This is a genomic window from Thiovibrio frasassiensis, assembly GCF_029607905.1.
Taxonomy (GTDB): Bacteria; Desulfobacterota; Desulfobulbia; order Desulfobulbales; family Desulfurivibrionaceae; genus Thiovibrio; species Thiovibrio frasassiensis.
The window spans coordinates 524620-537604 of record NZ_JAPHEH010000001.1 but is presented as its reverse complement, the minus strand read 5'-3'; the positions used below and the strand labels follow the sequence as shown (position 1 = coordinate 537604).

Below are 12985 nucleotides of genomic sequence, written 5' to 3'. Positions count from 1 at the left end.
AAGAAGTCTGCGTTTAGCGGATGGCCTTTTTCAGGTCAAGGCCGATGGCGCCGGTGATGGTTGCGCCCCGGAGATTGGCCTGTTCGAGATTGGCCCCGGTCAGATCGGCCCGCTCAAGGTTGGCCCCGGCCAGGTCAGCCCCGGCCAGATTGGCCCCGGAGAGATCCGCGCTCGTCAGATTGGCGCCCTTCAGGTTGGCCCATTTGAGGTTGGCCTTGACCAGGGTGGCGTTGCTCAGGTTGGCTCCGGCCAGGTTGGCCCGTAGCAGGCTGGCTTCGGCCAGGTTGGCTCCCTGCAGGTTACAGCCCGGGCAGTTCTGGCTCATGCCCCGGTAGATCATGCCCAAATCCCGGCTGGCGGCCTGCGGGCTGGCGGTCTGGTTGCTCTCCTGGATTGTCGGGGTGGATACCGGCTTGGCGGGCTGCTCTTCCACCACCACATCGGGAGAGGTGGTGGCCCGGGTGCTGGAGCGTTTCCGAGTTGCGGAAGATTTTTTGTCTGCCGGTCCGCGTTTGACCCCGGGGTTTACGGTGAAATAACTCGCCCGGATGCCGCTCTCCGTATAGAGGTGATACTCTTCGCCCTTGCGAAACACATCGTAACAGATCTCATCGCCAAAGCCCCAGCGCATGAATTTGAGACAGAGGCGGTCGTTTTCCGTTGACCATCTCCCGTCATTTTTTTCCGTTTTGCTTTTCACCGCGTACATCTTGCCGTTGCTGTACATCTCGATGGTCGCGGTTTCCCCATATTCATGCAGGGAAATGGTGTTGTCGTTGAGGAGGTCGAGCAGTTCGGCACCGGTGACCTTGGTTCCTTCCCGGATGGAAGATTTTTCCGGGGTGCTTGTTGTGTCTTTTATGAGGCCGCAACCGGCGACAAGAAAAAGAAGCAGGGCCAAGGGCAGGAAAAAATAGCGGATTTGGGTGTTCAATGTTCTCTCCTCGTGTTTCACTGTATCATCACCTGAAATAAAGCAGCTGGCTGTCTGGCCGATGAAGATTTCCCCCTGCGAAAAAAACGGATCAATTCCACCCGCACAGGGGGGGCATGGCTCTGAAGACTCCTGCCATCCGTTGTCTTTTCGCTCCTCGTGTAAACTTTTTCAACTTACCTGAAAAAAAAATAAAACGCCATGCCCATTGTGTGAAATAACCTTGTTCGGCGCGAGGGCTGATTGTTTTTCAGCTGGAAATTTAGCTGTTAAAGAAGTATGTTAAGCACTTGTGTCATTGCCTGGATTCGTGAGCAGGAGAGATTATCCCGAAAGCAGCTGGGGTATTGCAGGTGTAACTGGTTTTTGTGAGAGGCTTCTGATGGTTAAAACTCTGGCAGCGACAGATAACAGCCCGGCTCAACTCCTGATTCGTCTGGCTCTGGGGGTGGTGATCTTCCCCCACGGCGCGCAGAAACTTTTGGGCTGGTTCGGGGGGGGAGGTTATGGCGCAACGGTTGCTGCGTTTACCGCCCTGGGGTTTCCCCTTTGGGCCATTATTCTTTTGATGGTTACCGAGGTAGGGGGTTCGTTGTTGCTGATCCTCGGCCTTTTTACCAGGGTTTGGGCCCTGGCCATTGGTACGGCCATCATTATCTGCGTGAAGATGAATCATCTGCAGCATGGTTTTTTCATGAACTGGTTCGGGCAGCAGCAGGGCGAGGGGTATGAGTACCATCTCCTGGTGCTCGGCATTGCCCTGGCCCTTGTTGTCCGGGGTGGCGGCATGCTATCTTTTGATCGGCTTTTGGCAAAAGAGAGGCGGCGGGGCGGGATCGTTTTCTGAGTCGGGCTAGTGGATTTTATGCGGTGCCGGCCCGTCATACAGGCTCTGAACATGATGTTCCGCTTCCAGCTCCGCCATTTTGGCCAAGGCTTCCTCTTCGCTCATCCCTAAGCTTTCCGCTAATTTTTTGATGTCGTACAGGGGCTCGCCCTCTTCGGTGTAGCCGATGGGGGAAAGATCCGGGAAAAATTCGCTGGTTGCCATGCTTGAGGCCTGGCTGATCATCTCCCTGATTTGCGGAGGACCAAAGAGAAAGAGCCATTTCACCGCATCGCTCCATAGCTTGCTGTCCACGGTTTCACTCTGCAGAACCTGCAGGGCCATGCTCAGGTCCCATTCATTTTTGAATGCCGTCATTCTTGTCCTTCCATTTTTTGTCGTCCAGCCAGAATATGTTTCAGCGCTTCGATCACCTTGCTCGCCTCTGTTTTGGAAAGCGTCCCTATGTTGCTGGTTTTGTAGTATTTTTTTAGAAAATTGGCGCAATGGAGACTATCCCAGGCAAGATCTTCCAGCAGATGCTTGATGTACATCCTCTGCCGGAAGGTAATGCCCTCCCGGCTCGCCCGATAATGGGTGCTTCTGGCAAAATAGCGCATGAGCCGTTGGAACCCTGGCTCGTCCAGATCCTTTGCCGAGCGGACTCCCGCCACCTTTTCCATGGTATCGCGGTATTCTTGGTCGCTTACCTGAAGTTCCTTTTTGACGATATGGATGACGGCCAGTTTTTTATGATCCAGCATAGCGGTCGCCCCCCCTTGTCATATCCTCCGGCGGAATGTGGGTAAACCCCAGCCGGGCAAGCTCTGCGAAAAACAGCGGTTCATTGTGAAAGAGATGGGTGTGCAGGCCGAGGGCCGCTGCCCGCTCGATGTGGCCCGGGTTGTCGTCGACAAAAAGGGCGTGTCCCGGCTCGATATTGAGGGCAGCGAGGACGTCAAGAAACAGGCTGGGTTCGCGTTTGGTTTTTCCCAGATGATAACTGTTGAAGACTCGGGAAAATTCCTGAAAAAACGGCTGCCGCGTATTGAGGCGGTCGAGCCAGTCGGTCTGGTCGCTGAGGATGACCGGCTTCAGCCCTTGCCCCTGAAGGGCGCGCACCGCAGCCAGCATCTTGGGGCGCAGGATGAAGCGGCTGAGGATTGCCTCGGTGAGCTCCCGATCTTCGCCCCTGATGCCGGTAAGTGCACGGAGCAGCTGCCAGTATGCCTGCTCCGTGCACTTACCCGTTACGTAGCTGCAATCGTAGATGGTCTCGGTGGCGGTATGGAAAAAGGGGGGTGGGTCAAGCCCGTTCTCCTTGGCTATGGCCGCAAGCCCTTGGATGAACCCCTCTTCGGCCAGGACTCCGCCATAGTCGAAGAGGACGGTGGTTATGACGTTAGCATTGGCCATGGCTCAAGCGGTGGCCAGCAGGCGGCGGATCCGTTCCTGCATGGGCGGGTGGGTGCTGAACAGGTTGGCCACTCCCCCGGCGGAAAGCGGGTTGACGATGTACATCTGGGCGGTGGCCGGGTTGACCTCCATGGGCAGACGGTGGTTGGAGTCTTCCAGCCGCTGGAGGGCGTTGGCCAGGGAGGCGGGTCGGCCGCAGATCTGGGCGCCGGTGGCGTCCGCCAGGTATTCGCGGCTGCGGGAAATGGCCATCTGGATCAGGGCCGCAGCGATGGGGGCGAGAATCATCATCACAATGGCGCCGAACATTCCGCCGCTGCCCTCCTCGTCATCGGAGCTGCGGCCCATGCCGAAGAGCATGGCCCATTGGCTCATGGTGGCAAGGGCGCTGATGGCTCCGGCCATGACTGCGGCCATGGAGCTGATCAGGATGTCCCGGTTCTTGATATGGGCCAGCTCATGGGCGAGAACGCCTTCCAACTCGTCGCGGCTGAGGATGGAAATCAGCCCTCGGGTGACCGCCACCGCCGCATGCTCGGGGTTTCTCCCCGTGGCAAAGGCATTGGGGGTGTCGCTGTCAATGATATAGACCCGGGGCTTGGGCAGTCCGGCCCGCGCGGAAAGCCCGGCCACCAGTGCATGCAGCACCGGCGCCTCGCTCTGCTCCACCTCCCGGGCGCCGCCCATCTTCAGGGCCAGCTTGTCGCTGAACCAATAGGCGAAAAAATTCATCCCTGCCGCCATGAGCAGGGCCAGGGTCATGCCGTTCTGGCCGCCCAAGGCCTGGCCTGCCACCATGAAGAGGGCGGTGAGGGCTGCCATCAGCATGGCTGTTTTTATCGTGTTTCCCATAAATAAACCTCGTTGCGTATCGGGTGCCTGTTTCGCCGGGCGGGAGGCCCGGACGCTGTGAGGGAATATAATTCGGGCTGCATCCAAGTCAAGGGTGGGGAAAATGAAAATTTCAGCGGGGCAGGGGCCATTCCTGCTCGCGGGTCTCGCTGAGATAGCAGAACCGGTCCCACTCCACCTCCCGGCCGGAAACCGGGCAACGGAGCTGGACTTTGCGTTCGCTCAGGCCGATCACCAGCCAGTCGCCGGTGCGCGGACCGGTGGCAATGTGGATTTTCTGGCCGACGACAAAGGGAAAGGGGGTGAAAACAGCGACCTGATGGTTCATGGCACGAATCCTTTTGTTTGTGCTTCAGGGCAGGTAGACGAGCAACGCCCCGCTTTTTTCCCGGTCCTTCTTTTCCCAGAGATAGGTGAGGATCGAACCGTCGTCTTTCATGATCTTGAGCCTGGTCTCGATAACGTCTTTGAGTACGGGGCCTTCCTTCGAATGGATCCCCTTGCCGGTTATGACCATGACGGTTTTGAGATGATTGCGCAGCGCCCGGGTCAGGAAGTTTTCCGTTCTTATTTCCGCCTCGGCAGCGGTGCAGCCATGGAGATCGATGTGCTCCTGGGGGGGAGGAGAGCTTTTTATCGCACCCCGCAGTGTTTGAGCCGGGGTTGGCAGCTCCTCTTTATCCGAAAGGATTTCGGCAAGGGTTGCCGCGGGAATTCCGGTGGCCAAGGCGCTGGCAAAGCTTTGCATTCCCCCCTTTTCCTGATCAGCGGAGAAGAGAGCGCCCAGATCGTCGCTGGCCGTCAGTTTCCGGCGGTGCGGGGAGGCGGCCCCTTTCTTTGATTTTTTGCTGACTGGGGCGGCCTGTCGAGGCGAAGGGTGCTTTTTGCGCATGGATGTTTGTATACAAGAGAGGAAGAAAGAAAACGATGCGTATATGAAATATGCATAGCGTTTTTCTTGCCGAGAGACAAGGGACAAAAAAATAACCCGGCAAAGGCCTCAAGCAGAAAGGGTTGCGGGCACCCACTCGGCAAGAGGTAAAAAAAATCTGGTTTGGCAACCATATTCCTGGTACCCTTTCTCAAAGCTTTCGTCGATTTCCTTCCTTTTTCGAGGAGATAGTTTCATAAGCCTGGGCCGCTTTTAGCGGGCGCGGGTACTGTTTGACAGCCGGATTGTACACGAGAGGGGATCTCTGCCGCATGGAAAAACAGATACATTTTATTGTAACCGGTGAGCGAGGGGCAATCCGTTCCTTTGCCGTATCCAGCAAGACCATCAAAGTCATGCTCGGGGTTTGTTGTTTTTTCGTTCTTGGCAGCGGGTTCGGCTGGTTTTCTTCCGGAGAAAACATCGTCCTGCGCAAGCAGCTTGCCGCCGTGCAAAAGGATCTGGTCGGAACGGCCGCCTTGAACGCAAGCATGCAGGCCCATGCAGTTAAGCAGGAGCGGGAGCAGCAGGCCCAGCTGAACGCCGCCCTGACCGATCTCAAACAAAAAAGCCAGGCTATCGAATCCATCCTCGCCTCGGTCGGGGTGAATCTTGAGGTGCATGAGAGCGCGAAAGGCGCGGGTGGACCTTTTACCCGGCGGCCCCAAGAGTCTTATGAAGGTCTGACCTTGAAGGTGGACCATTATCTGGATACCATCCAATCCGTCCCTCTGGGGGCGCCGGTGCGGGGGACTATTACCTCCCAGTTCGGCTCCCGGCTTGATCCCATCAACGGGGAACCGGCCTTCCATGGCGGGGTTGATATCAGAAAGCAACTCGGTGCCAAAATCATTGCGCCGGCGGACGGTGTTGTCGTTACCAACGGCTTTGATCGGGGGCATGGCAATTTTATCGTCTTGGATCATGGCAATAAATTCCAGACCAGTTATCTCCATCTCCAGAAGGATTTTGTAAAACCCGGCGATACCGTGAGCCGGGGGCAGGTCATCGGCTTGATGGGGAATTCCGGAAGAAGTACCGGCGCTCATTTGCATTATGAAATCAAGTACCGGGATAAATTGCTCGATCCGGTCAGATTTATTCAAGTACGTCCGCGTGTTGTTGCCGTGCCGCAGAAACAGGCAACGGTAAAAGCCCTATGAGGAAGCACCTTGTTTTGTTGGCGTAACAATTTTTAAGCCGTTGGCGCGCAATGATGTCATCACCCGGATGGCAAAACGGTTCCGGGTAAATCCACAGCAGGTGATTGACATGGGGTTTTTTAATAAGCAGGGTATCGGCGAAACAAAGTCAGAGACGATCACCAGTGTTATCGGCGCAGACATGCAGCTGGTTGGCGATATCTCCTTTAAAGGCAAGCTGCGTCTCGATGGCAAGGCCGAAGGAAATATTCGCGGGGAATATCTTATTCTCGGGGAAACCGGGATGATATCCGGGGATATCGTTGTCTCCACCTTTGTCTGTTCGGGCCGGGTTGAAGGTACGGTGAATGTCCAGAAGCTGTATGTGGTGAAAAGCGGCTTTATCGAAGGCAAGGTCGAGACCATGGATCTGGCGGTGGAGTCCGGTGCTGTGCTCAATGGGGAAATTAAATCCCGGAGTCAGGAATTGCGCTTGGTTCCCGGCGCTGCTTCTCAGGAAGAGGATTGGGAGGCGCGGATGAAAGAGGCCGCTTCCGCGAGCCAGGGGAAGAAGAAGGCGGCTGCTCTCAAGTAAGCCGCTGCGCAAAATTATGTCTGTGCCCGCCGCCATGCGAATTTCGGATGGCGGCTTTTTTTATGCTGTATCGTGGGGGTTGATCCAGGTCAAGGAAATTCGGGCCCGGGTCTCGTATAATGGGATGCAAGAGTAAAGATGCCAACTTGCCCCTAGGAGGTGCTGCGATGATGGAGAAAAAGAACCTGGCCGAGACGAGAATTTTTGACAGCAAGAGCATGAAGAGGATGTTGATCCACGATTCACCCTGGTTTAGGATCCTGAATTTCAATCTCAGCGCCGGGCAGGTTTTTCCGGTGCATTCCCATGAAACGGAAGGCCAGCTCTCCATCCAGATACTGGAGGGAACAGGGGAGTTTCTCGGTAAGGATGCGCAGGGTATTCCGGCCCAGGCCGGCGACCTGCTGCTGTGCGACATCAGCGAACCCCACGGCGTTCGGGCCCACACCGATCTGCGGATTCTGGTGACCATCGCCCCGCCGTTTTAACAAAAGGAACATGCAACATGGGAAGACAACAGGTGGCAGTGCGGCCCGGGGTTATCCGGCTTGGTCAGTTTCTCAAACTGGCTGGGGTGGTGGACACCGGCGGAGAGAGCAAGCTCCGGATTCAGGAGGGTGAGGCAACGGTCAACGGCGAGGTGGAAACCCGCCGTGGCCGTCAGCTTGTGCCTGGAGATCTGGTGGAGTTTGCGGGAGAGCTTCTGGAGGTTGTTGCCAAGGCGGGAGATTAGGGCTCTGCCAAACCCTTCTCGTACGCCAGGCGTGTTGCGCTGTTAAAGCAGACAAAGAGAATGCTGGCGAGAGTTTTGTTCTCCGCGAGAGCCCTGCGTGCCTCCCGGATGGCAATCCGTGCCGCCGCTTCTTTGGGATAACCATAGACTCCCGTGCTGATCGCGGGAAAGGCGATGGTTGTGAGGCCATATTCCCGGGCCAGGGAAAAACAGCTGCGGTAGCAGCGGGCTAGCAGTTCCGGCTCTCCTTGGGTGCCGCCGTGCCAAACCGGCCCCACCGTGTGGATGACCCAGGCGGCCGGCAGGTTGTAGCCCTTGGTGATCCGCGCCTCGCCCGTCGGGCAGCCCCCAAGTTCCCAGCATGCCGCGAGCAATTCCGGGCCGGCACCCCGGTGGATGGCGCCGTCCACCCCACCGCCGCCAAGCAGCGAATTGTTCGCGGCATTCACAATACCATCCGCCTTGATCCTGGTAATATCCTCTCCCGTCAGTTGTATCTTGTCGTTGGTCATGGGTGTCTCGCAGCCCTCACTTGTTCAAGGGAAACCGGTGGTGTCGCCGCTGATTTTCTCATAGAGGGTATTGGGCGGGGTGTCGATGGCGACCTCCCCATCTGTTCCCATGCGCACCGTAGACCATTCCTGGGGCGAGTACCAGATGCCGATTTCCTCCCCTTCCGCTGTCCGGATCACCTTGCCGTGGTATCTGGTCTTCAGGCTGCGGTGGGGGTTGTCGATGACCTCCATCCACCCCTCAAGTTTCGTTTCCGTCAGCTCCACCGGGATCCAGAACTCTTTTTTTAACCGGTATTCCGGCCGGATCCCCAGGATGGCCAGGGGGAAATCCTCCGGGCCGCTGTAGTAGTAGGTGTAGCCCGGCAAGGGATGGTTTGATTCCAGGGCCGCGTTGATGCTGAGATCCACGCGGAAAAAATAGGCAGGTCTGCCACAGGCAGCAGCAATAAGGAGCAGGGGCAGCAGAACGAGGCCCTGCCGGAGAAGATGGCATTGTTTCCCGAGACGCATGATGTCCTCCTTGTGGTTCTTTACTCATTATATCTCGAAAGAACAGGAAGAGGGGCAATAAAAAAGGCAGCCCGTTGCGAGGCTGCCTTGTCTGATACGCGTTTTTCGAAAAACTCAGATAGCGGCGGCGCTGGTCATCTGGTCGTAAAATTCGGTGATCAGGTTTTTCTTGTCGGATTCCATGCAGGCCATGGCCGCTTTGGGATGCTGGTTCATAACTCCGCCGACCATATAGGGGATGAAATAGCCCCAGTCGATTTTTTCCCGCCAGGGGAGAATCTCCTCCTCGATGACCTTGATGAGCGGGCGCACATTGAACTTGGGGTTTTTGAGAAAGGAGAGCAGCAGTTCCGTGGGGCAGTTGCCCGCGCCGCGTCCCATGCCGTACAGGGTGGCGTCCAGATAATTGATCCCGCAGATCACCGAGGAGATGGTGTTGGCAAAGGCCAGCTGCTGGTTGTTGTGGGCATGGATGCCGATGGTCTTGCCGGGCAGCCGCTCCATGTACAGTTTGGCCAGCAGCTCGATGTCTTCCTGGTAGAAGGCGCCGAAGCTGTCCACCAGATAGATGATCGGCACCCGACTTTTCGCCAGGTCGTCCAGCCCTTCTTCCAGCTCCCGCGGACCCACGGTGGAGACGGCCATCAGATTGATCGTCGTTTCGTAGCCCTTGTCCTGGCAGTGGTGGGCCAGGGCGATGGCCTTGTCGATCTGGTGGACATAGCAGGCCACCCGCACCATATCGAGCACGCTCTCCTTTTGGGGGCGGATATCGTTGTAGTCGATGCGGCCGATGTCGGCCATGGCCGAGAATTTGATCTTTTTTTCGCTCTCCCCGATGATCCGGAGCAGATCGTCCTCGGCGCAGAATTTCCAGGGTCCGACTTCGGTGCGGCAAAAAGCGGATTCGGAGCTGAGGTAGCCGATCTCCATGTAGTCGACCCCGGCCTCGCTCAGCCCCTGATAGACAGCGCGGACGAACTTGTCGTCGAACTGCCATTTATTCATCAAGCCGCCGTCGCGGACGGTGCAGTCAATCACTTTAATTTCCGGTCTGAACATGGGGGAAAGTCTCCTTGAAAAAGACGTAGGCCGTTGTTTCAGAATATCTCTCACCTTGGGGATATCGTGCGGCATAAGGAGCCGTAACGAAGCAGGCAGAACTGGAGAGGGTATTGCGTAACGGCTCCTAAATTTAGCAAGTAAAGGTAGGAATCATACCCGATCTTTTGCCTCGCGACAATGCTCAATGAAAATTTTTACATTTTGCCCGATCTGGTCAAGGTTCTTCTCCCGCAACGCCTTAGCGCCGAAGAGGCTGGTTGATACGCCCACCGCTGCGGCGCCGGCCTTAAAATATTCCGGCAGATTGGCCAGGCTCACCCCGCCAACGGCGGCGAGGCGGAGATGATCGAAAGGTCCGAGAAGATCCTTGATGTACTGGGGTCCGCCCATGGCGCCGCAGGGAAAAACCTTGACCAGATCGGCCCCGGCGGACCAGGCGGTATACACCTCGGTGGGCGTCAATGCTCCGGCGACAATGGGGACCCCTTCTGCCTTGGCATATTCGATCACTTTGGTGTCGAGGTTGGGAGTCACGAGAAACATGGCCCCGGCAGCCACGGCCCGGATGGCTTCTTCGAGGTTACGGATGGTGCCCATGCCCAGCAGCTTGCCTGCGGGCACGGCGGACCTGTATTCTCTAACGATTTTTTCGGCGTCTGGGGTGTTCATGGTGACTTCCATGGCCGTAAGTCCACCGGCAAAAGAGATCTGCATGGCCTCGCCGAAAAAATCACCCGCCACTCCCCGCAGTATACCGATTACTGAAACATCAAGCTCCATGGCTCGCTCCTGTTCATATTTTCATCAATATTTATTGTACCACGAAGGACATGACGCGCACGCAGGATTTGCCGCACTCAACCCGCCTATTTTCTGGGCTTGATCCGGCGGGTGGGCTGGGCCTGCCAGGGGTCGTCCGGCCAGTGGTGTTTGGGGTAGCGGCCGCGGAGCTCTTTTTTTACCTCATGGTAGGCTCCTTCCCAGAAGCCGCGCAGATCCTGGGTGATCTGCATGGGCCGCTGGGCCGGGGAGAGGAGATGGAGCAGCACCGTCACTGCGTTGTTGCAGATCCTCGGGGTGTCGGCCAACCCGAACATCTCTTGGAGGCGTACCGCCAGGACCGGCGGCTCGCCCGGGGTGTAGTGCAGCCGGACCTTTGAGCCGCTGGGCACCGTGAGGTGGGTGGGCGCCTCGCGGTCCAGCTGGCTTTGGTACTTCCAGTCGAGCAGGGCAGTGAGGATGGCGGCCAGGTCGAGTTTCTTGAGCTGTTCCGCGTTGCGTATCCCGGAGAGATAGGGGGCGAGCCACTGCTCAAGATTTTCGAGCAACCAGGCCTCCGAGAGATCCGGCCAGCCCCCGTCCGGCTGCCAGAGGTGCAGACATTGCAGTCGGGCCCGTAACTCCGTGGCCTTCTCGCTCCAGGGCAGGACACTCAGGCCAAGAGTGCGGATGCCGGAAAGCAGGGCGGTGAGTACCGCCTCGGCTGAGGGTTTTGCCAGGGGGGCGGTCGCAAGGACCAGCTCCTCCAGCCGCACAACCCGCTGACCTTTTACCGAACCGCTCTGCTCTTCCCAGAAAACCTTTTCCTCCCGTTGCAGCCGGGGGGCGAAGAGGATCATCAGTGCTTCCTTGCTCAAAGGGGCGGCGAGAAAGATCCTTCCTTCGATCCGGCCCGCGTCCAGTTCGGCCACCGTAAGATATTCGTGGGCCGCGAGGCGGTCATGGGCAGGGAGCACCGCCCCGCGCCCGGAGGTCAGCTTGTATTGGCCCTGGCCCAGAGCTCTCCGCTGGCCGATCCGGTCCGGGAAGGCCAAGGCCAGGAGTTCGCCCGCTGTCGCTGCCGCCGCTGTCGCTGCTGCCGCTGTTTTTGCGGGGGCATCTCCTTTGGTTCTGGCTGGTTTGGGGAGATGCTCCCAAAGCTGTCTGCTGGTTTGGATCACCCTGCGGCAGCCATCGGTGTCCGCCCCAAGAGCTTTGGCCGCGGCCGGGCCATCGCTGCGGAAGGCGGCCAGGGCATGGAGCCGATCTTCGATATCCGCCGAACGGTCACGCCCCTTGATGATATCCCGCTCCCCGAGCAGGGCCGCGAGATCGCAGGCCAGAGAGCTTGCCCCCTGTTTTGCAGCGCCGAGCAGCATGAGACCAAGGCGCGGATGGGTCGGGAGTTCTGCCATTTTTCTGCCAAGGGGGGTGATGCGGTTCTGTTGGTCCAAGGCTCCGAGGGCATGCAAAACCTCCTGGGCCTGGGCGAAATGTCCGGGTGGCGGAGGATCGAGCCAGCGCAAGCCACTCGGGGCATGTATTCCCCAGCGGGCCAGATCCAGAACCAGCTGGCTCAGGTCGGCGCTCAGGATTTCCGGCGGGTCGAAGGGTTTGAGGCCGTGCTCCTCCCCGAGGCTCCACAATCGGTAGCAGTACCCTGGGCCAAGGCGCCCGGCCCGGCCGGTGCGCTGGGTGGCGGAGGCGCGCGAGATGCGTTGGGTGGTGAGACGGCTCAAGCCGCTGTTGGGGTCGAATTGCGGGGATCGTTTCCAGCCGCTGTCCACCACGGTATGGATGCCCTCAATGGTGATACTGGTTTCGGCGATGGGGGTGGCCAGGATGATGCGCCGCTTTCCCTGGCGGTCAGGCTGCACTGCGGCGGTCTGGGCCGCGAGGCTCAGGTCGCCGAAGAGGGGATGGATGGCAATTTCGGCGGAAGGAAGGGCAGCATTGAGCAAGGCTTGGGTATGGCGGATCTCCGCCCCGCCGGGGAGAAAGGCCAGGATGTCGCCCGGTTGTTCGGCCAGCGCCCTGTGGATGGTGGCGCTCACCTGCTTGGCGATTTCCCGGGGCTGGGGCTGGGGCTGGGGCAGTTGTCCTGCCCGGCAGTATTCCACCCCCACGGGGTAGCTCTGTCCCGCGCCCATCACCACCGGGGCGTTGTTTAGCAATGTGCTGACCGCGCCGGTATCCAGGGTGGCGGACATGATCAGCAGCTTGAGATCCTCCCGGAGTCCGCTCATTACATCCAGGCAGAGGGCCAGGGCCAGATCCGCTTGCAGGCTGCGCTCGTGGAATTCGTCAAAGATCACCAATCCCACTCCGGTCAGCTCGGGATCGTCCTGCATCCTCCGGGTGAGTACCCCCTCGGTCACCACCTCCACCCTGGTTGCTTTCGAGACCTTCGCTTCAAAACGGACCCGGTAGCCCACGGTCTGGCCGACCTCTTCGCCCAGTTGTTTGGCCATGAAAGTGGCGGCCATCCGGGCCGCAAGGCGGCGCGGCTCCAGCATCAGGATGGTGGAGCCCGCCAGCCAGGGTTCTGCAAGGAGGGCTGGCGGCACCACCGTGGTCTTGCCCGAGCCGGGCGGGGCGCTGAGCACCACCGCCGCGTGGTTGGCGAACTGCGCTCGAAGTTCCGGCAGGATCTTGTGGATGGGGAGTTTAATAATGGATGTTCCTTTTGGAAAAATAATGGTGTTGC

Annotated in this window: 17 protein-coding genes; 5 read left to right on the top strand and 12 right to left on the bottom strand. The window is 58.4% G+C overall.

The window, feature by feature from the left end; all coding sequences use genetic code 11:
- Positions 1–13 precede the first annotated feature (13 nt).
- Entirely contained in the window at positions 14–934 is a 921-nt protein-coding gene (locus OLX77_RS02510) for a pentapeptide repeat-containing protein (protein ID WP_307632008.1), read from the bottom strand.
- A 382-nt stretch (positions 935–1316) separates the two neighbouring features.
- Between OLX77_RS02510 and OLX77_RS02505 the strand changes: the two genes are divergently transcribed.
- Complete coding sequence (locus tag OLX77_RS02505) at positions 1317–1781, top strand: DoxX family protein (protein ID WP_307632007.1); 465 nt, start codon at positions 1317–1319, stop codon at positions 1779–1781.
- A 6-nt stretch (positions 1782–1787) separates the two neighbouring features.
- On the opposite strand, the gene OLX77_RS02500 is transcribed toward OLX77_RS02505, so the two are convergent.
- The 6 genes from OLX77_RS02500 to OLX77_RS02475 all read right to left on the bottom strand — a co-directional run bounded on the left by OLX77_RS02500 (position 1788) and on the right by OLX77_RS02475 (position 4920).
- Positions 1788–2138 (bottom strand): hypothetical protein, encoded by a 351-nt coding sequence (locus tag OLX77_RS02500; protein WP_307632006.1) that lies wholly within the window; start codon positions 2136–2138, stop codon positions 1788–1790.
- Positions 2135–2524, bottom strand: coding sequence for a phage protein GemA/Gp16 family protein (locus OLX77_RS02495; protein ID WP_307632005.1), 390 nt, complete (start codon positions 2522–2524; stop codon positions 2135–2137). The genes OLX77_RS02500 and OLX77_RS02495 overlap by 4 nt, the downstream gene beginning before the upstream one ends.
- Complete coding sequence (locus tag OLX77_RS02490) at positions 2511–3176, bottom strand: HAD family hydrolase (protein ID WP_307632004.1); 666 nt, start codon at positions 3174–3176, stop codon at positions 2511–2513. Before OLX77_RS02490 ends, OLX77_RS02495 begins: the two co-directional genes overlap by 14 nt.
- Positions 3177–3179: 3 nt before the next feature.
- Positions 3180–4028 (bottom strand): zinc metalloprotease HtpX, encoded by an 849-nt coding sequence (gene htpX, locus OLX77_RS02485; protein ID WP_307632003.1) that lies wholly within the window; start codon positions 4026–4028, stop codon positions 3180–3182.
- 112 nt (positions 4029–4140) lie between these two features.
- A complete protein-coding gene (locus tag OLX77_RS02480) occupies positions 4141–4356 on the bottom strand; it encodes a hypothetical protein (RefSeq protein WP_307632002.1) in 216 nt (71 codons plus the stop codon).
- Between the two features lie 24 nt (positions 4357–4380).
- Positions 4381–4920 (bottom strand): Smr/MutS family protein, encoded by a 540-nt coding sequence (locus OLX77_RS02475; protein WP_307632001.1) that lies wholly within the window; start codon positions 4918–4920, stop codon positions 4381–4383.
- 311 nt (positions 4921–5231) lie between these two features.
- On the opposite strand from OLX77_RS02475, the gene OLX77_RS02470 reads away from it, so the two are divergent.
- The 4 genes from OLX77_RS02470 to OLX77_RS02455 all read left to right on the top strand — a co-directional run bounded on the left by OLX77_RS02470 (position 5232) and on the right by OLX77_RS02455 (position 7429).
- The gene (locus OLX77_RS02470; protein ID WP_307632000.1) at positions 5232–6122 is read left to right on the top strand and encodes a M23 family metallopeptidase; all 891 of its coding nucleotides are present in this window, start codon (positions 5232–5234) and stop codon (positions 6120–6122) included.
- 109 nt (positions 6123–6231) lie between these two features.
- The gene (locus OLX77_RS02465) at positions 6232–6696 is read left to right on the top strand and encodes a bactofilin family protein (protein WP_307631999.1); all 465 of its coding nucleotides are present in this window, start codon (positions 6232–6234) and stop codon (positions 6694–6696) included.
- A 170-nt stretch (positions 6697–6866) separates the two neighbouring features.
- Complete coding sequence (locus OLX77_RS02460) at positions 6867–7184, top strand: cupin domain-containing protein (protein ID WP_371877484.1); 318 nt, start codon at positions 6867–6869, stop codon at positions 7182–7184.
- Positions 7185–7201: 17 nt separating this feature from the next.
- The gene (locus tag OLX77_RS02455) at positions 7202–7429 is read left to right on the top strand and encodes an RNA-binding S4 domain-containing protein (RefSeq protein WP_307631997.1); all 228 of its coding nucleotides are present in this window, start codon (positions 7202–7204) and stop codon (positions 7427–7429) included.
- On the opposite strand, the gene OLX77_RS02450 is transcribed toward OLX77_RS02455, so the two are convergent.
- The 5 genes from OLX77_RS02450 to hrpB form a co-directional block, all read right to left on the bottom strand.
- Positions 7426–7941 (bottom strand): O-acetyl-ADP-ribose deacetylase, encoded by a 516-nt coding sequence (locus OLX77_RS02450; protein WP_307631996.1) that lies wholly within the window; start codon positions 7939–7941, stop codon positions 7426–7428. The genes OLX77_RS02455 and OLX77_RS02450 overlap by 4 nt on opposite strands.
- A 24-nt stretch (positions 7942–7965) precedes the next feature.
- Positions 7966–8454 carry a hypothetical protein gene (locus OLX77_RS02445; RefSeq protein ID WP_307631995.1) on the bottom strand — a complete coding sequence of 163 codons (489 nt, stop codon included), beginning with the start codon at positions 8452–8454 and terminating at the stop codon, positions 7966–7968.
- 114 nt (positions 8455–8568) lie between these two features.
- Positions 8569–9516, bottom strand: coding sequence for an aldolase catalytic domain-containing protein (locus OLX77_RS02440; RefSeq protein ID WP_307631994.1), 948 nt, complete (start codon positions 9514–9516; stop codon positions 8569–8571).
- Between the two features lie 153 nt (positions 9517–9669).
- Positions 9670–10299, bottom strand: a complete 630-nt coding sequence (locus OLX77_RS02435) for a bifunctional 4-hydroxy-2-oxoglutarate aldolase/2-dehydro-3-deoxy-phosphogluconate aldolase (protein ID WP_307631993.1) — start codon at positions 10297–10299, stop codon at positions 9670–9672.
- 86 nt (positions 10300–10385) lie between these two features.
- Positions 10386–12938 carry an ATP-dependent helicase HrpB gene (gene hrpB, locus OLX77_RS02430; protein ID WP_307634058.1) on the bottom strand — a complete coding sequence of 851 codons (2553 nt, stop codon included), beginning with the start codon at positions 12936–12938 and terminating at the stop codon, positions 10386–10388.
- Between the last annotated feature and the right edge of the window lie 47 nt (positions 12939–12985).

Excerpts from the sequence above, each read along its gene's own strand:
- OLX77_RS02505 (WP_307632007.1), top strand. The coding sequence starts at position 1,317 with ATGGTTAAAACTCTGGCAGCGACAGATAACAGCCCGGCTCAACTCCTG.
- OLX77_RS02500 (WP_307632006.1), bottom strand. The coding sequence starts at position 2,138 with ATGACGGCATTCAAAAATGAATGGGACCTGAGCATGGCCCTGCAGGTT.
- OLX77_RS02495 (WP_307632005.1), bottom strand. The coding sequence starts at position 2,524 with ATGCTGGATCATAAAAAACTGGCCGTCATCCATATCGTCAAAAAGGAA.
- OLX77_RS02490 (WP_307632004.1), bottom strand. The coding sequence starts at position 3,176 with ATGGCCAATGCTAACGTCATAACCACCGTCCTCTTCGACTATGGCGGA.
- htpX (WP_307632003.1), bottom strand. The coding sequence starts at position 4,028 with ATGGGAAACACGATAAAAACAGCCATGCTGATGGCAGCCCTCACCGCC.
- OLX77_RS02480 (WP_307632002.1), bottom strand. The coding sequence starts at position 4,356 with ATGAACCATCAGGTCGCTGTTTTCACCCCCTTTCCCTTTGTCGTCGGC.
- OLX77_RS02475 (WP_307632001.1), bottom strand. The coding sequence starts at position 4,920 with ATGCGCAAAAAGCACCCTTCGCCTCGACAGGCCGCCCCAGTCAGCAAA.
- OLX77_RS02470 (WP_307632000.1), top strand. The coding sequence starts at position 5,232 with ATGGAAAAACAGATACATTTTATTGTAACCGGTGAGCGAGGGGCAATC.
- OLX77_RS02465 (WP_307631999.1), top strand. The coding sequence starts at position 6,232 with ATGGGGTTTTTTAATAAGCAGGGTATCGGCGAAACAAAGTCAGAGACG.
- OLX77_RS02460 (WP_371877484.1), top strand. The coding sequence starts at position 6,867 with ATGGAGAAAAAGAACCTGGCCGAGACGAGAATTTTTGACAGCAAGAGC.
- OLX77_RS02455 (WP_307631997.1), top strand. The coding sequence starts at position 7,202 with ATGGGAAGACAACAGGTGGCAGTGCGGCCCGGGGTTATCCGGCTTGGT.
- OLX77_RS02450 (WP_307631996.1), bottom strand. The coding sequence starts at position 7,941 with ATGACCAACGACAAGATACAACTGACGGGAGAGGATATTACCAGGATC.
- OLX77_RS02445 (WP_307631995.1), bottom strand. The coding sequence starts at position 8,454 with ATGCGTCTCGGGAAACAATGCCATCTTCTCCGGCAGGGCCTCGTTCTG.
- OLX77_RS02440 (WP_307631994.1), bottom strand. The coding sequence starts at position 9,516 with ATGTTCAGACCGGAAATTAAAGTGATTGACTGCACCGTCCGCGACGGC.
- OLX77_RS02435 (WP_307631993.1), bottom strand. The coding sequence starts at position 10,299 with ATGGAGCTTGATGTTTCAGTAATCGGTATACTGCGGGGAGTGGCGGGT.